The organism is Mycobacterium sp. NPDC003323 (genome assembly GCF_053589535.1).
Genome location: NZ_JBSFSB010000002.1, coordinates 42,569 through 64,830 on the forward strand (window position 1 = coordinate 42,569; position 22,262 = coordinate 64,830).

Here is a 22,262-nt window from a genome sequence, read left to right on the forward strand (position 1 = left end):
CCCCGGGTACGGGGGTTTCGCAGCGCTACTTCGGCCGTTTACCGTCGACGACCTCGTCGACGTACTCCGGGTAGAACGGCACGTAACCCTCGCTCTTGCCGGCCAACACGTACAGCGGGTCCTCGACCTCCTCGCCGTACCCCTGCTTGCGCAGTTCGACCTTCTGGCTCTTGAAGGTGGAGGTGTGCGCGAGTTCCTTGACGATCCGCACGAACAGCGGCACCGCGTACACGGGCAGGTGCGCATACGCCGCCTCGGCCAGTGCGGCGCCGTCGAACTCCTGGCCCTCCTTGAGCTGCAGCGCGACCATGCCGGCCCGACCACCCGCGCCGGGCACCTCGACCCCGAACACGGTGGCCTCCTCGACCTGGGAGTCCGCCGAGATGGCCGCCTCCACCTCGGTGGTGGCGACGTTCTCGCCCTTCCAGCGGAAGGTGTCCCCGAGCCGGTCGGCGAACGCGGCGTGGCCGAACCCCTGGGACCGCATCAGGTCACCGGTGTTGAACCAGACGTCGCCGTCTTTGAACGCGTCGCGGACCAGCTTCTTCTCCGAGGCCGATTTGTCGGTGTATCCGTCGAACGGCTGGAAGTTGCTGACCTTGGACAGCAGCAGACCGGGCTGCCCCTTCTTCACCTTGCGCAGCCGACCGTCGGCACCGCGGGCGGGTTCGCCGGTCTCCAGGTCGTACTCGACGAACGCCACCGGGCTGGGGCAGATACCGGTCGACTTGGACACGTTGAAGACGTTGACGAAGGCGGTGTTTCCCTCGCTGGCGCCGTAGAACTCGCAGACACGGGGAATGCCGAACCGCTTGGTGAACTGGTCCCAGATGGCCGGACGCAATCCGTTGCCGACGATGACGCGGATGTTGTGGGCGCGGTCGGTGGGCTTGGGCGGCTGGTTGAGCAGATACCCGCAGATCTCGCCGATGTAGACGAACGCGGTCGCGTCGAAGCGGACCACATCATCCCAGAACCGTGACGCGGAGAACGACTTGCCAAGTGCCAGTGCCGCTCCCGCGTTGAGCGCCGAACCGACCGACACCGTCAACGCGTTGTTGTGGTACAGCGGCAGGCAGCAGTACAGGGTGTCATTGCTGTTGAGCCGCAACCCCAGCCCGCCGAACCCGGCGAGCGCCCGCAGCCACCGGTAGTGCGTCATGACGCTGGCCTTGGGCATCCCGGTCGTGCCCGAGGTGAAGATGAAGAAGGCCTTGTCCTTGGCCAGCACCGCCGCGGTGGTGGCCGGGTTGGTCGTCGGCGCGGTGGTGGCTGCCTGACGCAGATCCTCGACGGTCATCAAACCGGTTGTCTCGACGCCGCTTTCGGTGATCGGCTCCACCAGATCGGACTCGGCGATGATCGCCTTGGCATCGAGCAGACCGATGCTGTGCGCCAGCACCTTGCCGCGCTGGTGGTAGTTGAGCATGCCGGCGGTGGCGCCACACTTGACGGTCGCGAGCATCAGCAGCACCGAATCGGGCGAGTTGCGCAGCATGATGCCCACGACGTCGCCGTGGCCGACACCCTTGGCCGCCAGCACGGCGGCGTACCGGTTGACCGTCTCGTTGGCCTTGCGGTAGGTGATCTGCTGGTCTTCGAACTTCAGGAAGACCTTGTCGCCGTACTGCGCGGCGCGCTCCTGGAACACCTTGCCGATCGAGGTCTTGGCGGTGGGCCGGGCGCCCATCCCGGTGAGCACACCGCGGACGATGGCGGGCGCGTCGAGGATCAGTCCGGGAATCTTGGTGGCGATGTCGAGCAGTCCCACGCTGGTGCGCGTTGTGTCGTCACTCATGCTCATCCACCCTAGTGACCGGGGCTACAGGCGCTGAGAGCCGTCTCAACATCGGCGGTGAGCACCAGCCGATCGAGGGCGCGTTCGCCGACATAACCGGTGCCGACGAGCCCGCGCAGCCAGCTCATCAGGCCGTCGTAATGGCCGAACGGATCGAGCATGACGATCGGTTTGTCGTGCATGCCCAGGTAGCCGGCCGTCCAGGCCTCGAAGAACTCCTCCAGCGTGCCGATCCCGCCCGGTAGCGCGATGAAGGCGTCGGCGCGCTCCTCCATGACCTGCTTGCGTTCCCGCATGGTGTCGGTGACCACGAGCTCGTCGGCCTCGACATCGGCGAGCTCACGGTGCACGAGCGCCTTCGGGATGACCCCGATGGTGCGTCCGCCGCGGAGCCGGGCGCCGGTGGCCACGGCCCCCATGGCCGAGACGTTGCCGCCGCCGGACACCAGGGTCCAGCCGCGGTCGGCGATGGCCGCGCCGACGTCGCCGGCGAGTTTGAGCAGTTCGGGCTCGGTGGGGCCGGATGCGCAGTACACGCAGACGGCCCATTGGCTGGTTTCGGGCACGGTCAAAACGTACCGGCGGTTCCGGCCTGGCCGCATCGCCCATCGCCATACACTGCCGCTGTGCCGGAACTGGTCCACGCTGCCGCCGAGGCGCTGGCCCGCGGCGACCTGGTGGCGGCCGAGGACCGGGCGCGCGGCGCCCTGGCCGGCGGCGAATCACTGCCGGCGCGGTTGACCTTGGCGCAAGCGTTGGCCTGGCAGGGGCGCGGTATCGACGCCGACGCGGTGCTCGCGGAAGTGGATCCGGCGTCGCTGAGCGAGCCGGACCTGATCTCCTGGGCGCTGCCGCGGGCGGCCAACCAGTTCTGGATGCTCGACGAGCCCGAGCGGGCGACCGCCTTCCTGCAGTCGGTGCGCGGCCGTCTGCGCTCGGCGGTGACGGTCGACGCGCTGTTGGCGACGTTCGCGATGAACGCCGGCAATCCGCAGCGGGCCGCGGAACTGGCCGAAGCCGTGCTGGCCACTCCTGGGGCCGAGGATCGGGCCGTCGGGTGGTCCGCCGCGGCGGCGGCGCTGTCGGCGGCCCGGATGGGCAACTTCACCGCCGTGGACGAATTCGCGGCACGCGCCGGCGATGCCGGGCATCCCGGCGTCCTGCGGTTCACCTCGGCGTTCGGGCAGACCAGCGCATTGATGATGACCGGGGATATCGACGCCGCCGAGACGCTGGCGTGCGGGCTGGTGGTCGATGTCGAGCCGTCGCGGGCCATCGGCCGTCTGCTGTTGGCCGATGTGCTGATGGCCCGCGGTGCGCTCGACGACGCGACCGCGCTGCTGCGGGAATCGGCGACCGCCCTGTCGGCCACCGGTTATTCGTGGGGCCCGTTGGCGTGGATGTTGTTGGCGTCGGCACTGGGGCAACAGGCAACGGCGGTCGATGCCGCCAAGGCGTTGTCGAGGGCGGAGTCCCGGCACGGTCTGAAGTCGATGCTGTTCGCCCCCGAACTGTCGCTGGCCAGGGCGTGGACCAGCGCGGCTCGTCGGGACGGGGTCGCGGCGGTCGGCGCGGCACGAGAAGCGGCCCGGGCGGCCCTGCGCGGCGGGCAGACGGCGGTGGCACTGCGGGCGCTGCACGAGGCGGTCCGGCTCGGTGATGCGCGCGCCGCCGAGGTGATCGCCGGTCTGGACTGTGCGTGCACATTCGGACAGTTGACGCTTGCGCATGCTCGGGCGCTGTCCGTGCACGACGGGGCCGGCCTGAGCGCTGTCGCCGAGCGGTGGAACGGGTTGGGTTGGAATGCGGTCGCGCGTGATGCGGCGCGCCAGGCCCGGGAGTGCCGCTGAGAACTTCGTGCGGTTCACCCGAGGGCAGCGGCCATAGAATTTGGCCACGTACCGAAACGGGGGCCCGCCGATGTCCGATCCGCTCCACGTCCAGACCGACGGAGTACTCAACTACTCGCAGATCCATGCCGATGTGCGTTCCGGACTGTCCGGGTTGGCCGCGCCCGAGGGTTCCGGTGTGCAGAACAGTCACGGCGCCATCGCCTCCTCGGTCAGCACGGCGCTCGGTTCCGTGTTGAGCGGACGCGGCAACACCATGGGTGTCACGTCCACCTCGGCGGCGACCATCGCCGACCTGCTGCAGCAGGCTGCCCGCGCCTACGCCGGCGGCGATGAGGAAGGCGGGCGACGCCTCAAGGCCGCCGCCGACGCCATGGACGGTGACGGCCGGGCCGGCGCCCCCGGCGGTGCTCCCGCCGCCTCGGGAACCACCGGTGCCGGTGGCGACATGGCCGGTCAGATGGGTCAGATCATGGGGCAGGTGGGCCAGCAGGTCGGCCAGCTGGCGTCCTCGATAACCGCACCGCTGCAGGGTCTAGCCCAAGGCCTGCAACAGGTTCCGCAGCAGATCATGCAGGGTGTGCAACAAGCCGCTCAGCAGGCGGCTCAGGCCGCTCAAGCCGGCAAGATCCCCGGTGTCGAGCTATCCGACGGTGCGCGCGACGTTCGCGCCGAACTCGACGATTCCGACGACAAGCGCGAGACGGCCGAGCAACCCGCGCCCGAAGAGAAGACCGAAGCCGAGGCAGGACAGGACGGTTCGGGCCGCGCGCCGGTCGAGGCTCCGGCCACCCGGCCGGCACCCACCCGACCTCAGGTGGATTAGCGGCCGAGCCGCCGCGTCCCCGGATTGGTGCGGTACCAGTCCAGCGTGGCCCGCACAGCGTCCTCCGGATCCGTCGGCTTCTCGCCGAACGCCGCGGCGAAGCGGGAACCGTCGACCACGAAGGGCTGCTCGAACTGGTAGATCATCTCGGCGCCCGCCCGCGCTGTCGCCGACACCAGGCCGAGCGCACGGGCGGTCCTGGTGCCGTGCGCCGCGATCCGCGTCGGGCGTCCGGCCGCTGCGGCCACGAGGTCGACGAACTGTCGTCCGGTGAGCGGCCGGGTGTGCGGAACATGCCACACCGCACCGCACGCCTGTGGGTGCTGTCCCAGGGTGATCAGTCCACGCGCGAAGTCGTCGATGAACAACGGCGTCAACGGAAGGTCGAGCGCGCCCAGCCAGTGGACGGTGCGGCCGTCACGGACGGCACCGAACACGTTGCGCGCCAGGATCGATTCCACCTTGGGGCCGAAAAGCTCACCGGCGCGGCCGATCACGACGCGTGCCTCACCGCGCTGGTGGGCGGCCAGCATGCGCTCGGCCAGCCAGGCCCGCAGTACGCCGAGATTGCTCACCGGGCGGTATGGCGTGGACTCGGTCATCGGTCCCTCGACCCGGCCGTACATCCAGGTGTTGTCGGCGTACACCAGAGTGGCCCCGGCGGCCGCTGCGCCGGCGAGTATCCCGTCGACTGCCGCCGGAAAGGTCTGGCCCCACTGCAAGAAGGGCGGATTCACACAGTTGTAGACCACCGTCGCCCCCGCACACACCTCACGCATCCGGGTGGCGTCGGTCGCGTCGGCACCCACGACCTCGACACCCGCCGCGGCGGCCATCTGCCCGCTGCGGTTGACCGCACGTACCCGGCGGCCGGCCTCGTGTAATTCCCGGACGATGACGCTGCCGGTGCCGCCGCTGGCCCCGATGACGACGTGCAACTCCTCGTTCATGACATACCTCCCCGTAAAACGAATGATCGTTCTATTAACCGTCGTCGCCGGTGTCTTGTCAAGAACGAACGTTCGCTTTAAATTTTTGCCATGCCGAAGGTCTCCCAAGAACACCTCGACGCGCGCCGGACCCAGATCCTCGACGCCGCCACCCGCTGCTTCGCCCGGCAGGGGTTCCACGCCACCACCATGCAGCACGTCCTGGCGGAGTCCGCCCTGTCCGCCGGGGCCGTCTACCGATACTTCCGCGGTAAGAACGAGCTGGTCAGCGCCGTCGCCGATCGGGTGCTCGCCGGCGCACACGCGCAGCTGGAAGAGGCCCTGCTCGCCGAACCGGTACCCGCTCCCGCCGACGCGATCCACGCCGTCGTCAGCGCGATCGACCCCGGCGACCACGACCAGCCGCTGCGCATGGCCGTCCAGGTGTGGGGCGAGGCGCTGCGCGACGACACGCTGGCCGCATTGGCCGGCCGCGGATACCGCGACATCCGGGCACTCTTCGTCACCTATGCACAACGCGCCGTCGCCGCGGGCCGGCTGCCCGCAGACACCGATCCCACCGCGGCGGGGTCGGCCTACTTCAGCCTCGTCCCCGGGTACATGCTGCAGCGCCTGCTGCTCGGTGACGTCTCCCCCGCCGGTTACGCCACCTCGCTGCACGCGGTGCTGCGTTAGACGACGGCCAGGGCACCATCGGCCAACCGCAGGCGCCGTTCGATCCCGATATCGGCCAGGAAACTCTCGTCATGACTGACGACGACGAATGCACCGCGGTAGGCGTTCAGCGCCGACTCGAGCTGGGCCACGCTGGCCAGATCGAGATTGTTGGTCGGTTCGTCCAGGAGCAGCAGCTGTGGTGCCGGCTCGGCGAACAGCACGCACGCCAATGTCGCCCGCAATCGCTCGCCACCGGACAGCGCACCGATCGGCAGGTCGACGCGATCCCCACGGAACAGGAACTGCGCCAGCAGATGTCGTTGCCGGGTGATGGACAGCCCCGGCGCATACGATGCCAGGCTGTCGGCCACCGAGATCCGCTCGTCGAGCAGGTCGAGCCGCTGCGACAGGTAGGCGATACGTCCCTGGCCACGCTGCACCACACCATCATCGGGTGTGAGATCGCCCGAGATGACCCGCAGCAGTGTCGATTTCCCGGCGCCGTTGCCACCGGTCAGCGCGATCCGTTCCGGACCGCGGATATCGATGTCCAGACCGTGGAAAACCCTTGTCGAAAGGCCCTTTCCACTGAACACGATACGTCCGGCCGGAACCTCGGTATCGGGCAGGTCCAGCGCCAGCAGGTCGTCGTCGCGCAGCGCACGTTCGGCGTCACCCAGCCGGTCGCGGGCGTCGCCGACCCGCCGAGCATGCACGTCGTCGGCCTTGGCCGCCGACTGCTGGGCATCCCGTTTCATCTTGCCCGCAACGATCTTCGGCAGACCGGCATCCTTGAGGTTGCGTTTGGCCGTCGATGCCCGCTTGTCGGCACGTTCGCGTGCCTGCTGCATCTGCTGCCGGTGCCGCTTGAGTTCCTGCTCGGCGTTGCGGACGTTGCTCTCGGCGATCTCCTGCGCGGCGCGGGCCGCGGCCTGGTAATCGCTGAACCCGCCCCCGAACAACGACACCCCGCCGTCGCGCAACTCGGCAATCGCGTCCATCCGGTCCAGCAGCACCCGGTCGTGACTGACCACCAACAGGCATCCCCCGAAGTCGTCCAGGGCATCGTAAAGCCGTTGACGCGCATCGGCATCCAGATTGTTGGTCGGCTCGTCGAGCAGCAGCACATCGGGTCTGCGCAGCAGTTGTGCCGTCAATCCCAGGGACACCACCTGACCCCCGGACAGCGTCGACAGCGGCCGATCCAGCGCGATGTCGGCGAGGCCGAGCTTGTCCAGTTGCGCACGCGAGCGGTCCTGAATGTCCCAGTCGTCACCGATCGTGGCGAACACGTCCTCACTGGCGTCACCGTCGGCCAGCGCATCCAGCGCGGCCACCACCGGCGCCACCCCCAGTACGTCGGACACGGTGTGCTGGGCCAGGAACGGCAGGTCCTGCGGCAGATACCCGAGCACCCCGTCCACCGAGACACCGCCGGCCGTGGGCGTCAGGTCACCGGCGATCAACCGCAGCAGCGTGCTCTTACCGGCGCCGTTGGCCGCCACCAGGCCGGTGCGGCCGCGCCCGAATGCGCACGACAGATCGGTGAACACCGGGGTGTCATCGGGCCAACTGAACGAAAGATGGGAAACGACAATAGACATGCGGGAACTCCCCAAAAGACAAGGATTGGATGACGACAGAACAGATCTCGGGGTCTTACCCGGAGATGTCGTCGATTCCCAGCACGAAAACCATGCTACTCAACGGGTCAAGCGGTTAAATACGCCCGCAACGTCTCGGTGGTCGCGGTGATCGCGGCGATGTCGACATGCTCGTCGACCTTGTGCGCCAGGTTCGGATCACCGGGACCGTAGTTGACCGCCGCGATGCCCAGCGCCGCGAACCGGGACACATCGGTCCACCCGTACTTGGCCCGCACCTGTCCGCCGGCCGCCGCCACCAGCGCCGCCGCCGCCGGATTGGCCAGCCCGGGCAGCGCACCGGCGGCCGCATCGGTGACCTCACACCTCACATCGAGATCGCCGAGCACGTCGTGCACATGGGCCACCGCCTGATCGACGCTGCGGTCGGGTGCGAACCGGAAGTTCACCGTCACCGAGGCGGCATCCGGGATGACGTTGCCCGCGATGCCGCCCTCGACGCGGACGGCGGACAAACCTTCGCGGTATACACACCCGTCGATGTCGACACTGCGCGCCTGATAGTTCGACAACCGGTCCAGCACCGCGCCGAGTTTGTGGACGGCGTTGTCGCCCAACCAGGATCGTGCAGAGTGCGCACGGGTACCCGAGGTGCTGACCACGACGCGGATGGTGCCCTGGCAGCCGGCTTCGATGAATCCCCCGGACGGTTCGCCCAGGATCGCGACGTCGGCGGCCAGCCAGTCGGGCAGCTCGCGTTCGATGCGGCCGAGCCCGTTGGCGCTGGACTCGATCTCCTCGCAGTCGTACATCACCAGCGTGAGGTCGTGCGCCGGTTCGGCGATCGTTGCGGCCAGGTGCAGGAACACCGCGTCCCCGGATTTCATGTCCGAGGTGCCGCAGCCGTACATCAGGTTGCCCTCGACGCGGCTGGGCAGGTTGTCGGCGGCCGGCACGGTGTCGGTGTGCCCGGCCAGCAGCACCCGCGACCCACGGCCCAGGTTGGTGCGGGCCAGCACCGCGTGACCGTTGCGGATGACCTCGAAATGTGGGGCCTGCGCCCGCAGCGCGGCCTCGATCTCATCGGCGATGCGCTGCTCGTGGCGGGACTCGCTGGGGATGTCCACCAGGGCGGCGGTCAGGGCGATCGGATCGGCGCGCAGGTCTAGCCCCATGCTCCATGAGGCTAGTCCAGTAACCTGGTCGACCGTGACTGCCGCATCTGGCGTCGGCCTGGCCACGATTGCCGCCGACGGAACCGTCCTGGACGCCTGGTTTCCCAACCCCGAGCTGACCGGTGACGGTTCCACCGGCACCGCCCGTCTGTCGGTGGCCGAACTGACCGACGCGCTGGCCGCGCTGACCGGCCCCGACACCGACCGCGACGTCGAGGTGGTGGCGGTGCGCACCAACATCGCCTCGCTGGACGACAAGCCCGTCGACACCTACGACGCCTACCTGCGGCTGCACCTGCTGAGCCACCGGTTGACCAAGCCGCACGAGGCCAACCTGGACGGCATCTTCGGCCTGCTGGCCAACGTGGTGTGGACCAACTTCGGCCCCGCCGCCGTCGAGGGCTTCGAGCTGGTCCGGGCCAAGCTGCGCAGCCGCGGCGCCGTCGCGGTGTACGGCGTCGACAAGTTCCCGCGGATGGTCGACTACGTGTTGCCCACCGGTGTGCGCATCGCCGACGCCGACCGCGTGCGCCTCGGCGCGCACCTGGCCGCCGGCACCACCGTCATGCACGAGGGCTTCGTCAACTTCAACGCCGGCACGCTGGGCACCTCGATGGTCGAGGGCCGTATCTCAGCCGGTGTGGTGGTCGACGACGGTTCAGACATCGGCGGCGGTGCGTCGATCATGGGCACGCTGTCCGGGGGCGGCAAAGAGGTGATCAAGGTCGGCAAGCGCTGCCTGCTCGGCGCGAACGCCGGGCTCGGCATCTCGCTGGGCGACGACTGCGTCGTCGAGGCCGGCCTGTACGTCACCGGCGGCACCAAGGTGACCACCGCGGATGGGCAGACGGTCAAAGCCGTGGAGCTGTCCGGGTCGAGCAATCTGCTGTTCCGCCGCAACTCGGTGTCCGGCGCGGTCGAGGTCGTCAAGCGCGACGGCACCGGGATCACGCTCAACGAGGCGCTGCACGCCAACTGAGCGTCGCGAGCGACCGTGTCTGTACGCCGACACGCCGTGCCGGGTGGCACTCAGTGGTCACTCGGGCGCGAGGATGCAGAACTCGTTGCCCTCCGGGTCTGCCAACACCACCCATGACTCGTCGCCCTGACCGATGTCGACGTGCCGGGCGCCGAGTGCGAGCACCCGCGCCACCTCGGCGTCCTGATCGTCGGGCCGGAAGTCCAGGTGCATCCGGTTCTTGACCACCTTCTCGTCCGGGACCGACATGAACAGCAGCTCCGGTCCCTGTCCGGACGGCGGGGTCACGAACGCGTCACCGTCGGAGTCGACGCGCACGGGCCACCCCAGCACTTCGGACCACCATTTGGCCAGGGCCTGCGGGTCGTGGGCATCAACGGCGATCTGACTGAGACGCAGGGTCATACCAACTCCTTCTTGAGCACCTTGCCCATCGCGTTGCGCGGAAGACTGTCCACGATCCGCACCTCCCGTGGCCGCTTGTGCACCGAAAGCTGCTCGGCGACAAACTGGATCAGCTCCTCGGGATCGGCCGACCCGACCACGAAGGCCACGATCCGCTGTCCCAGGTCGGCATCGGGGACACCCACCACGGCAACCTCGTCGACACCGTCGTGCCCCAGCAACACGGTCTCGATCTCGCCCGCCCCGATCCGGTATCCCCCGGACTTGATCAGGTCGACGGATTCGCGCCCGACGATGCGGTGCATGCCGTCGGCATCGATGACTGCAACATCACCGGTGCGAAACCACCCCTCGGGGTCGAACGCCTCGGCGGTGGCATCATCGCGGTTGAGGTAGCCGCTAAACATGGTGGGGCTCTTGATCTGCAGCTGTCCGATGGTCTCCCCGTCGTGCGGCACCGGCTGTCCGTCGTCGCCGACCAGCCGGGTTTGCACGCCCTCCAGCGGCAACCCGACCCAGCCGGGTCGCCGTTCGCCGTCGACCCGGGTGCTGATGGTGATCAGGGACTCGGTGCTGCCGTAGCGTTCCACCGGCGCGTGTCCGGTCAGGCGCACCAACTCGTCGAACACCGGTGTCGGCAATGCCGCGCTGCCCGACACCAGCAGTCGCGCACCCGCCAGCGCCCGGGCGGATTCCTCGTCCGCCGCGATCCGCGACCACACCGTCGGCACCCCGAAGTACAGCGATCCACCGGCCTGCGCATACGCGGTCGGCGAGGGTTTGCCGGTGTGCACGAACCGGTTCCCGATCCGCAACGACCCCAGCAGGCCCAGCACCAACCCGTGCACGTGGAACAGCGGCAGACCGTGTACCAGCGTGTCCTCGGCGGTCCATTGCCAGGCCTGTGCCAGCGCGTCGATATCGGCGGCGATGGCGCGCCGGCTGATCCGCACGCCCTTGGGCAGGCCGGTGGTGCCCGAGGTGTACATGATCATCGCCGTCGCGTCCGAGGACGGCTCGGGGTAGCGGTGCCATGAGCGGGCGTGCATGCGCACCGGAATATGGTGCAGGCCTTCACCTTCGGCCGGCATCTCCCCCAGCCAGGCCTGGGCCCCGGAATCCGACAGCAGGTGCGCGCGTTCGGTGGCGCCGACATCCGGTGGCACCGGCACGAACGGCACCCCGGCGATCAGGCACCCGGTGACGGCCAGCACCGTCGTCGCCGTCGGGGTGGCCAGGATGGCCACTCGTTGCGCACGCGCCACGCGTTCGGCCACCGACGTGCCCGCGCCCACCAGATCGCTGCGGCTCAGGGTCACGCCGTCGATTCGCACCGCATCGGACAGGTCGTGCCCGGCGGCGACCGCGGCCGGGTCCAGCGAGGTCAGCAACACCGTCCTGAGGTTACTCTTGGCCCATGGCCCGCATCGAACGAATGTCCAGTCGTGAGGTCTACCGCAACAACTGGATGACGGTGCGCGAGGACGCGATCCGACGGCCCGACGGCAGCGCCGGCATCTACGGTGTCGTCGACAAACCGACCTACGCCCTGGTGATCGCCCGCGACGGCGACCGGTACCACCTGGTGGAGCAGTACCGGTACCCGATCGGCTTGCGGCGCTGGGAGTTTCCGCAGGGCACCGCGCCGGACCTGGCCGATCTGGAACCCGACGAGCTGGCCGCCCGCGAGCTGCGTGAGGAGACCGGACTGCGGGCGCAGACGATGACCCGGCTCGGCCAACTCGACGTGGCCCCCGGCATGAGCAGCCAGCGCGGCTGGGTGTTCCTGGCGACCGGCCTGACCGAGGGTGAGCACGAGCGCGAGCACGAGGAACAGGACATGCACAGCGAGTGGTTCACAGCCGCGCAGATCGAGCAGATGATCCGCGACGGGGTCATCACCGATGCGCAGACGATCGCCGCGTGGGCCATGGTGCTGCTGGCCGAACGGGTTTGAAACGCCGGCCACCGTCACAATGTGGTCTCTAATTGACGCAGCGGATATGACGATCGGCAGTTTTGTCGGAACCCGCAGTTACGGTTGAGGTCAGCTGATTCCGCGACTGAACAGGGAAAGGGATGTTGGTCCGTCGACTGTCTGCCGTGCTGGCCGCTTTCCTGGTGGCCGGCCTCGTTCCGGTGCCCATGGCCGGTGCCGCCACCCAACTGAACGGCCGGTATCACGTCATCAGCTACGCCTCCCAGAAGAACGGCACCAGCGTGGCCGCGCGGCAACCCGAGGCTGATCTCAGCGCGGTGTACACCTTCGCGACGGCCTGCGGCAGCGCCTGCGTGGCGACCGTCATCGACGGTCCGGCGCCGTCGAATCCGACCATCCCGCAACCGCAGCGCTACACGTGGAGCGCCGGTAAGTGGACCTTCAGCTACAACTGGCAGTGGGAGTGCTTCCGCGGTGACGGTGTCCCGCGGGTCTACAGCCCCGCCCAGTCCTGGGTCACCTACACACCGCAACCCGACGGATCGCTGCAGGGCAGCTGGTACACCGACATCCTCAGTGGCCCGTGCCGGGGCAACGTGCTGATCCCCGCGGCGGCGTTCCCGGTGCCCTGACCGCGACAGCGATGACTTTCGGCGCCTGGCCCGGTCGGTATTGGTGACGAGAGGAGCAGATCGTGAGCGCAGAGGCAGATATCCGCGCCGTGGTCGACGGCTGGGTCGCGGCGATCCGGGCCTGTGATCTCGACGGCGTCACCGCCGCGCATTCCGAGAACATCGTGATGTTCGACGTGCAATCGCCGTACGAGGGAATTCGCGGCGCGGCGGCCTACCGGCAATCCTGGCCGCCGTTCTTCGACTTCATCCGCAGCGGAGCCACCTTCGAGCTGTTGGAACTGCACGTCGAAGCGGACCGGGACGTCGCCTTCGCGTTCGGTCTGCTGCGCTGCGGTACCGAGAAGGAGTTCGCGCAGAACCCCGACAACCGGCTGCGGTTGACGATGGGCCTGCGCAAGAGCGCCGCGGGATGGCAGATCGTGCACGAGCATCACTCGTTCCCGGACGACACCTAGGCTCAGTCCACCAACGCCCGCAGGAAGAACGTGAGGTTGGCCGGCCGCTCGGCGATCCTGCGCACGAAGTAGCCGTACCACTGTGTCCCGAACGGCACGTAGACCCGCACGTGATTCCCCGCCTCGGCCAGCCGCCGCTGTTCGTCGTCGCGGATGCCGTAGAGCATCTGGTACTCGAAATCGTCGAATGCCCTGCCGAATTCGCGCACCAGACCGGGCACCCGGTTGATGATCGCCGGATCGTGGGAGGCCACCATCGGGTATCCGGTGCCGGCCATCAGGACACGCAGACAGCGCAGATAGGCGTCGGTGATGTCGTCGCCGTCGCGGTGAGCCACCGAGGCCGGTTCGTCATAGGCGCCCTTGCACAACCGGATTCGGGCATCGGCGAAGTCGGCACAGTCGGCGGGGGTGCGCTTGAGGTAAGCCTGCAGCACGGTACCGACCCACGGGAAGTCGACCCGCAGGTCGGACACGATGGACAGGGTGGAATCGGTGGTGGTGTGATCCTCGGCGTCGACCGTCACCCACACCCCGAGCTGTTGCGCGCGTGCGCAGATGGCGCGCGCATTCTCCAGGGCCACCTTGGCCCCGTCGTGTGCGAGCGCCTGCCCCAGCGCCGACAGCTTCAACGACACCTCCAAAGGCCGCACCGGATGCTCGGAGTCACCGGCGGTCCCGAGCGCGTCGAGCAACCGGAGGTAGGCGGTGACGGTGTCGTCCGCGGTGTCGGTGTCGGTGACGTCCTCACCGAGATGGTCGATGCTGACCAGTCGCCCCGAGTTCCGCAGGTCGACAACGGCTTTGAGCGCGTCGTCGACGGTCTCGCCGGGGACGAACCGGTGCACGACGTCACGGGTGACCGGCAGCCGTTCGGCGGTGCGCCGCAACCGGTGTGAGCGGCTCGCGGCCAGTATCGCCGGCCGCGCGACCTTGTGGAAGACGCCCATCGTTCAGTCCTCCATGTGGGGGTACTCGTGGTGGACCGCCGGCACGAAGGTCTCCTTGACCGATCGTGCCGACGTCCAGCGCAGCAGGTTCAGCGGCGACCCCGCCTTGTCGTTGGTGCCCGATGCGCGGGAGCCGCCGAAGGGCTGCTGCCCCACCACCGCCCCGGTGGGCTTGTCGTTGACGTAGAAGTTGCCCGCCGTGTTCCGAAGAGCGTGCTGCGCCGCCATGATCGCCGTCCGGTCATCGGCGATGACGGCGCCGGTCAGCGCATACGGTGACGCCTCGTCGACGACCTGCAGGATCCGCTCGAAATCGTCATCGGGGTAGACGTGCACCGCCAGTATCGGCCCGAAGTACTCCTCGCGGAACGCCTCGTCGGCCGGATCGTCGGACAGCAGTACCGTCGGCTGCACGAAATAGCCCTCGCTGTCATCGGATTCACCGCCGACGGCAACGGTCACCGCGGGTGCACTCTTGGCGCGCTCCAGGGCCCGCACGCTCTTGGCGTAGGCGCGCTCATCGATGACGGCGCCGCCGTAGTTGGTCAGATCGGTGACATCGCCATAGCGCAACGACGCGGTGGCCGACAGCAGGTCGTCACCCATCCGCGCCCAGACCGAGCGCGGGATGTACGCCCGGGAGGCGGCCGAACATTTCTGGCCCTGATAGTCGAACGCGCCGCGAATCAGCGCGGTGCGCAGGACATCCGGTTGCGCGCTGGCATGGGCCAGCACGAAGTCCTTGCCGCCGGTCTCGCCGACCAGACGCGGGTAACTGCGGTAGCGGTCGATATGGGTGCCGACCTCGCGCCACAGATGCCTGAAGGTCGCGGTCGATCCGGTGAAATGGATACCGGCCAGCCGCGGGTCGGCCAGTGCCACCTCCGACACCGCGCGCCCGTCGCCGGTGACCAGGTTGATCACACCGGGCGGCAGTCCGGCCGCCTCCAGCAGCTGCATGGTGAGGTAGGCCGAAAAGGTCTGCGTCGGTGCGGGTTTCCACAGCACCGTATTACCCATCAGCGCCGGCGCGGTGGGCAGGTTGCCGGCGATGGCGGTGAAGTTGAACGGGGTGATGGCATAGACGAAGCCCTCCAGCGGACGGTAGTCGGTGCGGTTCCACACCCCCGGACCGCTGACGGGCTGCTGGGCCAGGATCTGGCGGGCGAAGGCGACGTTGAACCGCCAGAAGTCGACGAGTTCGCACGGTGCGTCGATCTCGGCCTGATAGGCGGTTTTCGACTGCCCCAGCATGGTGGCCGCGGCAATCTTCTCCCGCCACGGGCCCGCCAGCAGATCGGCCGCCCGCAGGAATACCGCGGCGCGCTGCTCGAACGGCATGCCCGCCCACTCGTCCTTGGCGGCCTCGGCGGCCTCGATCGCATCGGCCGCCTCGGTATGTCCGCCATTGGTCAGGGTCCCCAGGCGGGCGCGGTGCCGGTGCGGTTGCACGACGTCGAGGCGCTCCCCGTCGCCCATCCGGTGCACGCCGCCGATGACGTGCGGCAGGTCGATCGGATTGTCGGCCAGGTCGGCCAGTGCGGTCGTCAGCCGGCGGCGCTCGGCCGACCCGGGGGCGTAATCGTGTACGGGCTCATTCGACGGAACCGGGACGTCGGTGATGGCGTTCATGGCTGTCAGACTTGTCCGCCGACACCGCCACTGTGTTGTCTGATCAGCCAAAGATCGGCCGCACCGGCAGTAAGATCGGACAGATGCGGTCGGTGGGGTTGGGACAGCTCCTCCTGGCACTGGATGCCACACTCGTCACTCTGGTGCAGGCACCGCGCGGCCTGGATCTGCCGGTGTCATCGGCGGCGTTGCTGGACAGCGACGATGTGCGGCTGGGCCTCGCCGCCGCGGCCGGATCCGCGGATGTCTTCTTCCTGCTCGGCCTGGACACCGAGCACACCCTGCGCTGGCTGGACAAGCATCAGGGCCGACCGGTCGCGATCTTCGTCAAGCACCCCGAGCCGGCCGTGATCGCGCGCGCCACACGGTCCGGCGTCGCGGTGGTGGCCGTCGACCCGCGGGCCCGCTGGGAGCGGCTGTACCGGCTGGTCAATCACGTGTTCGAGCATCACCGCGAGGGGGCGATCCACGACTCGGGCACCGACCTGTTCGGGTTGGCGCAGTCGATCGCCGAACGCACCCGGGGACTGGTCAGCATCGAGGACGACAGCTCCCACGTGCTGGCCTACTCGGCGTCCGACGATGAGGCCGACGAGCTACGCCGGTTGTCGATCCTGGGCCGCGCCGGACCCCCGGAGCATCTTGAGTGGATCGCGCAGTGGGGCATCTTCGACGCATTACGTGCGCGACCGCAGGCGGTGCGGGTGGCCGAGCGACCCGAACTGGGACTGCGGCCGCGGCTGGCCATCGGCATCTTCGGACCGTCGGGGGACGCGCGACGCGCACCGGCGTTTCTCGGCACGATATGGGTGCAGCAGGGAAACCGGGCGTTGGCCGATGATGCCGAGGACGTACTACGGGGTGCGGCGGTCCTGGCCGGTCGCATCATCGCGCGGTTGGCGGCCGCGCCGCCGACCCATGCCGTGCGGGTTCAAGAACTGTTGGGACTGCGCGATGATCCTCCGGATGTCGAGGCGATCGCGCGGGAACTCGGTGTGGTCGCCGACGGGGCGGCCGCCCTCATCGGCTTCCAGGCGAGCAGACCCGCCACCCGACTGGCCGATCTGCTGGCGTTGAGCGCCAGCGCTTTTCGCCCGGACGCGCAGATCGGGTCGGCAGACGCGCGGGTGTACGTGCTGTTCCCGACTGTTGGCAGAACGCTCGCGTCGTGGGTGCGCAGCACGGTGGCGGGCCTGCGCACCGAGCTGCAGACCGATCTGCACGCGGTGATCGCCGCGCCGATCGCCGGCCTGGCCGGTGCGGCGCAGGCGCGCGCGGAAACCGACCGGGTGCTCGACAGCGTGCACCGTCACCCGGGCTCACTCGGTGCGGTGACCTCGCTGGCCGAAGCTCGGACCACCGTGCTGCTCGACGAGATCGTCACGGCCGTCGCCGGCGATGAGCGGCTCATCGATCCGCGGATCCGGTCGCTACGCGCGCAGGAACCGATGCTGGCCACCACTCTCGGGGTGTACCTCGACAGTTTCGGCGATATCGCTTCGGCCGCCGAAGAATTGCACGTGCATCCCAATACCGTGCGCTACCGCGTCCGGCGCCTGGAGAAGGTGCTGGGCAGTTCGCTGGGCGATCCGGATGTGCGACTGCTGCTGGCGTTGAGCCTGCGAGCCACGGCGTGAGCGCAGCGTCCACCATCTGGTTGACCCCCGATTCGACCGAGCGGTCGTCGCGTTTCGGCCGCGATGCGCGCACGCTCGAGTCATGAGCCAGCACACCGTCAGCGCAGCACCGCACCGGCCCTCAGCCAACCCGTTCCTGTCGGGCAACTACGCGCCCGTGCGGGAGGAGATCACCGCCACCGCACTCGAGGTCACCGGCACCATCCCGGATTACCTCGACGGCCGCTACCTGAGGACCGGGCCCAACCCGCTCGGCGATCCCGATCCGGCCACATACCACTGGTTCCTCGGTGACGGTATGGCCCACGGCCTGCGCCTGGCCGACGGCACCGCGCACTGGTACCGCAACCGCTGGATCCGGTCGGCCGAGGTATCCCGCAAATTGCGTGAGCCGTGGCCGAGCGGGGCGCGCACCGGCGGATTCGACTTCGCCGGTAACACCAACATCATCGGCCACGCCGGACGCACCCTGGTGATCACCGAGGCCGGTGCCCGACCCTATGAGCTCACCGACGAACTCGACACCATCGGCGGATCGGACTTCTGCGGAACCCTCGTCGACGGATACGCCGCCCACCCCAAACGCGACCCTGATACCGGCGAGTTGCATGCGGTGTCCTACAACCCGATGCGCGGCAATCTCGTTCGCTACACAGTCACCGGTGTCGACGGCAGGGTGCGTCGCACGGTCGACATCGCGCTGAACTCCGGCACCATGATGCACGACTTCTCGCTGACCGAACGCCATGTCGTCATCTACGACATGCCCGTGGTGCTGGATTTCGGCGGCAGGCCACTGACCAAGAGGGTGAGCCGTTTCATGTCCCGCCATCCGGCACCGGATGCGTTGGTACGGGCGATCATGCGTGGATCCGAACGTACCCGCGGGGGACTTCGCGGTATGCCCTACCGCTGGGCGCCGGACAAACCCGCCCGGGTGGGCGTCATGCCCCGCGAGGGTGAAGCCGGCGACATCCGCTGGTTCGAGGTGCCGCAGTGCTACGTGTTCCATCCGATGAATGCCTATGACGACGGCACGCACCTGGTGCTCGACATCGTCGCGCACCCCTCGGTGTTCACCGTCGGCACCAAACTGTTCGAACCGCCCACCCTGGACCGATGGACCATCGACCTCACCACCGGCGCTGTGGCGGCCGAACGCCTCGACGACCAGTCCCAGGAGTTCCCACGAGTGGATGAACGGTTGGTCGGCAAGCGGCATCGCTATGGCTACAGCGTCGGCAGTGTGCCCACCGAGCAAGGCTCCACACCGCGTGCCCTGCTGCGTCATGATCTGCACAGCCGTAACCTCCGGCGGATAAGCTTCGGCGACGATGCGGAACCCGGTGAGTTCGTCTTCGTCCCAGCCTCGGCCGACGCCGCCGAGGACGACGGAGTGGCGATGGGGTTCGTATATCACCGCGCCACCGACCGTAGCGATCTGGTCCTGCTCGACGCGCAGACCCTCGACACCGTCGGCACGGTGCATTTGCCGGTACGGGTACCGCACGGTTTCCATGGCAACTGGGTTCCCGGCGCGGGGACTACCATCACGCCATGACCGACAGCGCGTCGTCGGCCACGCCGGACGGCAGTGAGTGGCACTGGCTCTGGCAGGCCTACGTGATCGGCATGCTCGTCGTGGCCATGATCGCCGTCGCGCTGTTGCAGCACCGGTTCGGCGGCAACGTGCCGGTATCGGTGGCGGCCCTGACTGCGCTGCTGGCCGTTGTCGTGCTGCCCGGCAGGTGGATCATCCGTCGCAACGAGAACATGTGGTACACGGCCGCTTTCATCGGCGTGGTAGTCGTGCTGTGGACCGTGGCGATGGCCGCCTCGCCGGTTGCGATCACCGCGGTGCCGGCGCTGTACCCGCTGTTCTTCGCCGCGGTGCCGCTGGTGCCCGCGTTGGTGGTGACCACCGCGGTGAATCTCGTTCCGCTGTTGCTCGTGCTGATCGGCGGTCTGCGCTCACCCAATCTCTCGATCACCGTTGCCATCACCCTGATCGCGGTGGTGTCGGCGCCCATCATCGGGACGGTCATCATGACTTCCATGAAGCAGCGGCGGACGCTGGCTGCAGCCGTGGCCGAACTGGCGGCCAGCCGTGCGGAGGCCGCGCGGCTGTCCCGACTGGCCGGCGTTGCCGCGGAGCGGGAGCGGTTGTCCCGAGAGATTCACGACACGCTGGCACAGGGATTCACCAGCATCGTGACACTGAGCCAGGCGGTGCAGGCCGAGTTGGACGCCGATCGCGCCGCCGCCGACCGGCACATCGGCCTGATCGAGTCGACGGCCCGCGAGAATCTGGCCGAGGCACGGCAGATGGTGGCCAGCCTGACACCGGCCGCACTCGGTGACGACACCCTGCCCGCCGCGATTCGGCGCCAGTGTGCGCGACTGACCGCCGAGATCGGGATGCCCGTGGCGGTGCACATCGACGAGGGGCTGGCCTCGGCCGGTATGGGCGCAGATGTGGTGCTGTTGCGCGCCGCCCAGGAGGCGCTGTCCAACATCCGGCGGCACTCCCACGCCGACGCGGTGACCGTCGCGCTGACCAGAGATGCCCAGGCACTGCGGCTGACGGTGTCCGACAACGGCATCGGCCTCGATGAGCGCCATTGCGACGGTTTCGGACTGCGCGGCATGCGGTCTCGGGTGGCGCAGGTCGGCGGCACGGTCACGGTGTCATCCGATCATGGTGTGCGAGTGGAAGTCACGGTGCCGTTATGACCTCTGTGCTGCTGGTGGACGATCATCCCGTGGTCCGGGAAGGGCTGCGCGGCATGATCGAAGCCGAGGACGATATCACCGTCGTCGGTGAGGCCGGCTCCGGACGTGAGGCCGAGGCCCTGGCCGCCGCGCTGCGGCCGGACGTGATCCTGATGGATCTCCGGATGCCCGACGGCGACGGCGTCGTCGCCATCGAACGCATTCTGGCGCAGTTGCCGCGCATCCGGATCGTCGTCGTCACCACCTACGAATCCGATGCCGACATCCTGCGGGCGGTGGAGGCCGGAGCGGCGGGCTATCTGCTCAAGGACGCCTCGCGCACCGAACTCGCGACGGCGGTGCGCGACGCGGCTGCGGGAAAGACCGTGCTGGCCTCGGCGGTGGCAGGGCGGCTGATGGGACTGATGCGCGAACCTGCACAGGCGTCTCTGACGTCGCGCGAACTGCAGGTGCTGGCCCTGGTCGCCCGCGGGCACACCAACTCCGATATCGGCCGCGAACTGCACATCAGCGAGGCGACGGTGAAGACGCATCTGCTGCGGACCTTCGGCAAGCTGGGCGTATCGGACCGCACCGCGGCGGTCACGACGGCGATGTCGCTGGGGCTATTGAGCTAGCCGCGCCGCGGCCGCCTCGATCCGTTCGTCGGTGGCGGTCAGCGCGACCCGCACATGCTGTGCACCGGCGGGGCCGTAGAACTCGCCCGGTGCCACCAAGATTCCGCGTTCGGCCAACCATGCCAACGTGTCTCGGCACGGCTCACCCCGGGTCGCCCAGAGATACAGCCCGGCCTCGGAGTGATCGACGGTGAACCCGGCGTTCTGCAGCGCCGGCAACAGCACCGCGCGCCGGCGCGCATAGCGCTCGCGTTGCACTGCCACGTGCTCGTCGTCGGTCAGACCGGCGATCATCGCGGCCTGCACCGGTCCCGGCACCATCATCCCGGCGTGCTTGCGCACCGCGAGCAGTTCGGACACCACCGCCGGATCTCCGGCGACGAATCCGGCCCGATATCCGGCCAGCGATGAACTCTTGGACAGCGAATGGATCGCCAGCAGTCCGGTGTGGTCACCATCGCAGACGGTGGGATGCAACACCGACAGTGGCGCGGCATCCCAGGCCAGCCCGAGGTAGCACTCGTCGGAGGCGACCAGCACGCCGCGTTCGCGCGCCCAGCCGACGACCTTGCGCAGGTGATCGAGGCCGAGCACCTTGCCCGTCGGGTTGCTCGGCGAGTTCAGGTAGATCAGCGCCGGCGTCTGCGGTCCGATCTGGGTGAGCGAATCGGCCGCGAGGATGGTCGCGCCGGTCAGCCGGGCACCCACGTCGTAGGTGGGATAGGCCAGTTCCGGAACCACCACGGTGTCGGCGGGGCCGATACCGAGCAGGGTCGGCAACCAAGCGATGAGCTCCTTGGTGCCGATCACCGGCAACACCGCCTCGGGGGCGACGCCGGTGACACCGAATCGCCGCTCCAGCGCGGCGTGGATGGCCGACCGCAGCGCCGGGGTTCCCGCCGTGGTGGGGTATCCCGGTACGCCCGCGTCCGCCGTGAGCGCATCACGGATGACCGGGGCGACCTCGTCCACCGGCGTGCCGACCGACAGGTCGACGATGCCGTCGGGATATGCGCGTGCGGCGGTGGTGACGTCGGCCAGGGTGTCCCAGGGGAACACCGGTAGCCGGGCCGATATGGCCGATCGTGTCTCGGTCACTCGCCCTTGGGCTCGAGGTCCTTGATGGCCTGCGGATCGTTGTCGGTCTGGCCGACCTTCGACGCACCGCCGGGCGAACCCAACTCGCTGAAGAAGTCCGCGTTGCTCTGCGTGTAGCTGCTCCACTGGTCGGGCACATCGTCTTCGTAGTAGATGGCCTCGACGGGGCACACCGGTTCGCAGGCGCCGCAGTCGACGCACTCGTCCGGGTGGATGTACAGCATGCGAGCACCCTCGTAGATGCAGTCGACAGGGCATTCCTCGATGCATGCCTTGTCTTTGACGTCGACGCAGGGTTCGGCAATGACGTACGTCACTGATG

22 protein-coding genes are annotated in these 22,262 nt (G+C 68.5%); 11 read left to right on the forward strand and 11 right to left on the reverse strand.

Annotated elements, in window-relative coordinates; all coding sequences use genetic code 11:
- Positions 1-25 precede the first annotated feature (25 nt).
- Positions 26-1,798: a long-chain-acyl-CoA synthetase FadD6 gene (fadD6, locus tag ACWDUN_RS06930; RefSeq protein WP_449926454.1), complete on the reverse strand. Its 1,773-nt coding sequence runs from the start codon at positions 1,796-1,798 to the stop codon at positions 26-28.
- Between the two features lie 11 nt (positions 1,799-1,809).
- Positions 1,810-2,364, reverse strand: a complete 555-nt coding sequence (locus tag ACWDUN_RS06935; RefSeq protein WP_449926457.1) for an LOG family protein — start codon at positions 2,362-2,364, stop codon at positions 1,810-1,812.
- Between the two features lie 60 nt (positions 2,365-2,424).
- Here ACWDUN_RS06935 and ACWDUN_RS06940 point away from each other — a divergent pair, with 60 nt between their 5' ends.
- Both ACWDUN_RS06940 and ACWDUN_RS06945 read left to right on the forward strand, forming a co-directional pair.
- Positions 2,425-3,648 carry a hypothetical protein gene (locus tag ACWDUN_RS06940; RefSeq protein WP_449926460.1) on the forward strand — a complete coding sequence of 408 codons (1,224 nt, stop codon included), beginning with the start codon at positions 2,425-2,427 and terminating at the stop codon, positions 3,646-3,648.
- Between the two features lie 70 nt (positions 3,649-3,718).
- Positions 3,719-4,474, forward strand: coding sequence for a type VII secretion target (locus ACWDUN_RS06945; protein WP_449926463.1), 756 nt, complete (start codon positions 3,719-3,721; stop codon positions 4,472-4,474).
- On the opposite strand, the gene ACWDUN_RS06950 is transcribed toward ACWDUN_RS06945, so the two are convergent.
- Positions 4,471-5,424, reverse strand: a complete 954-nt coding sequence (locus ACWDUN_RS06950) for an NAD-dependent epimerase/dehydratase family protein (protein ID WP_449926465.1) — start codon at positions 5,422-5,424, stop codon at positions 4,471-4,473. The two genes, ACWDUN_RS06945 and ACWDUN_RS06950, sit on opposite strands and share 4 nt — an antisense overlap.
- Before the next feature lie 90 nt (positions 5,425-5,514).
- On the opposite strand from ACWDUN_RS06950, the gene ACWDUN_RS06955 reads away from it, so the two are divergent.
- Positions 5,515-6,099, forward strand: a complete 585-nt coding sequence (locus tag ACWDUN_RS06955) for a TetR/AcrR family transcriptional regulator (protein WP_449926468.1) — start codon at positions 5,515-5,517, stop codon at positions 6,097-6,099.
- On the opposite strand, the gene ACWDUN_RS06960 is transcribed toward ACWDUN_RS06955, so the two are convergent.
- Both ACWDUN_RS06960 and dapE read right to left on the reverse strand, forming a co-directional pair.
- A complete protein-coding gene (locus ACWDUN_RS06960; RefSeq protein WP_449926471.1) occupies positions 6,096-7,685 on the reverse strand; it encodes an ABC-F family ATP-binding cassette domain-containing protein in 1,590 nt (529 codons plus the stop codon). The genes ACWDUN_RS06955 and ACWDUN_RS06960 overlap by 4 nt on opposite strands.
- 107 nt (positions 7,686-7,792) lie before the next feature.
- Positions 7,793-8,860, reverse strand: a complete 1,068-nt coding sequence (dapE, locus tag ACWDUN_RS06965) for a succinyl-diaminopimelate desuccinylase (RefSeq protein WP_449926474.1) — start codon at positions 8,858-8,860, stop codon at positions 7,793-7,795.
- Here dapE and dapD point away from each other — a divergent pair.
- On the forward strand, positions 8,859-9,839 hold the full coding sequence (gene dapD / locus ACWDUN_RS06970; protein WP_449926477.1) for a 2,3,4,5-tetrahydropyridine-2,6-dicarboxylate N-succinyltransferase: 981 nt from the start codon (positions 8,859-8,861) through the stop codon (positions 9,837-9,839). The two genes, dapE and dapD, sit on opposite strands and share 2 nt — an antisense overlap.
- A gap of 57 nt (positions 9,840-9,896) precedes the next feature.
- Here dapD and ACWDUN_RS06975 read toward each other — a convergent pair whose 3' ends face one another.
- Together ACWDUN_RS06975 and ACWDUN_RS06980 are read right to left on the reverse strand one after the other, a co-directional pair.
- Positions 9,897-10,244: a VOC family protein gene (locus ACWDUN_RS06975; RefSeq protein WP_449926480.1), complete on the reverse strand. Its 348-nt coding sequence runs from the start codon at positions 10,242-10,244 to the stop codon at positions 9,897-9,899.
- Complete coding sequence (locus tag ACWDUN_RS06980) at positions 10,241-11,638, reverse strand: acyl-CoA synthetase (RefSeq protein WP_449926483.1); 1,398 nt, start codon at positions 11,636-11,638, stop codon at positions 10,241-10,243. Before ACWDUN_RS06980 ends, ACWDUN_RS06975 begins: the two co-directional genes overlap by 4 nt.
- 23 nt (positions 11,639-11,661) lie before the next feature.
- Between ACWDUN_RS06980 and ACWDUN_RS06985 the strand changes: the two genes are divergently transcribed.
- The 3 genes from ACWDUN_RS06985 to ACWDUN_RS06995 all read left to right on the forward strand — a co-directional run bounded on the left by ACWDUN_RS06985 (position 11,662) and on the right by ACWDUN_RS06995 (position 13,273).
- On the forward strand, positions 11,662-12,201 hold the full coding sequence (locus ACWDUN_RS06985) for an NUDIX domain-containing protein (protein WP_449926485.1): 540 nt from the start codon (positions 11,662-11,664) through the stop codon (positions 12,199-12,201).
- Positions 12,202-12,323: 122 nt separating this feature from the next.
- Positions 12,324-12,815 carry an Rv2253 family sensor-like surface protein gene (locus ACWDUN_RS06990; RefSeq protein WP_449926488.1) on the forward strand — a complete coding sequence of 164 codons (492 nt, stop codon included), beginning with the start codon at positions 12,324-12,326 and terminating at the stop codon, positions 12,813-12,815.
- A 62-nt stretch (positions 12,816-12,877) separates the two neighbouring features.
- Entirely contained in the window at positions 12,878-13,273 is a 396-nt protein-coding gene (locus ACWDUN_RS06995) for a nuclear transport factor 2 family protein (protein WP_449926491.1), read from the forward strand.
- Positions 13,274-13,275: 2 nt separating this feature from the next.
- Here the strand turns inward: ACWDUN_RS06995 and ACWDUN_RS07000 are convergent, their stop codons facing one another.
- Positions 13,276-14,223: a proline dehydrogenase family protein gene (locus ACWDUN_RS07000; RefSeq protein WP_449926494.1), complete on the reverse strand. Its 948-nt coding sequence runs from the start codon at positions 14,221-14,223 to the stop codon at positions 13,276-13,278.
- Between the two features lie 3 nt (positions 14,224-14,226).
- A complete protein-coding gene (gene pruA, locus ACWDUN_RS07005; RefSeq protein ID WP_449926495.1) occupies positions 14,227-15,855 on the reverse strand; it encodes an L-glutamate gamma-semialdehyde dehydrogenase in 1,629 nt (542 codons plus the stop codon).
- 83 nt (positions 15,856-15,938) lie between these two features.
- Here pruA and ACWDUN_RS07010 point away from each other — a divergent pair, with 83 nt between their 5' ends.
- From ACWDUN_RS07010 to ACWDUN_RS07025, 4 genes are all read left to right on the forward strand, one after another.
- Positions 15,939-17,492, forward strand: coding sequence for a PucR family transcriptional regulator (locus tag ACWDUN_RS07010; RefSeq protein ID WP_449926498.1), 1,554 nt, complete (start codon positions 15,939-15,941; stop codon positions 17,490-17,492).
- 82 nt (positions 17,493-17,574) lie between these two features.
- On the forward strand, positions 17,575-19,053 hold the full coding sequence (locus ACWDUN_RS07015) for a carotenoid oxygenase family protein (RefSeq protein WP_449926501.1): 1,479 nt from the start codon (positions 17,575-17,577) through the stop codon (positions 19,051-19,053).
- Positions 19,050-20,225, forward strand: coding sequence for a sensor histidine kinase (locus ACWDUN_RS07020; RefSeq protein ID WP_449926503.1), 1,176 nt, complete (start codon positions 19,050-19,052; stop codon positions 20,223-20,225). Before ACWDUN_RS07015 ends, ACWDUN_RS07020 begins: the two co-directional genes overlap by 4 nt.
- On the forward strand, positions 20,222-20,842 hold the full coding sequence (locus ACWDUN_RS07025) for a response regulator (RefSeq protein ID WP_449926506.1): 621 nt from the start codon (positions 20,222-20,224) through the stop codon (positions 20,840-20,842). The genes ACWDUN_RS07020 and ACWDUN_RS07025 overlap by 4 nt, the downstream gene beginning before the upstream one ends.
- Here the strand turns inward: ACWDUN_RS07025 and dapC are convergent.
- Complete coding sequence (gene dapC, locus ACWDUN_RS07030; protein ID WP_449927763.1) at positions 20,831-21,919, reverse strand: succinyldiaminopimelate transaminase; 1,089 nt, start codon at positions 21,917-21,919, stop codon at positions 20,831-20,833. The genes ACWDUN_RS07025 and dapC overlap by 12 nt on opposite strands.
- A gap of 17 nt (positions 21,920-21,936) precedes the next feature.
- Positions 21,937-22,257, reverse strand: coding sequence for a ferredoxin (fdxA, locus tag ACWDUN_RS07035; RefSeq protein WP_149446875.1), 321 nt, complete (start codon positions 22,255-22,257; stop codon positions 21,937-21,939).
- Positions 22,258-22,262 lie beyond the last annotated feature (5 nt).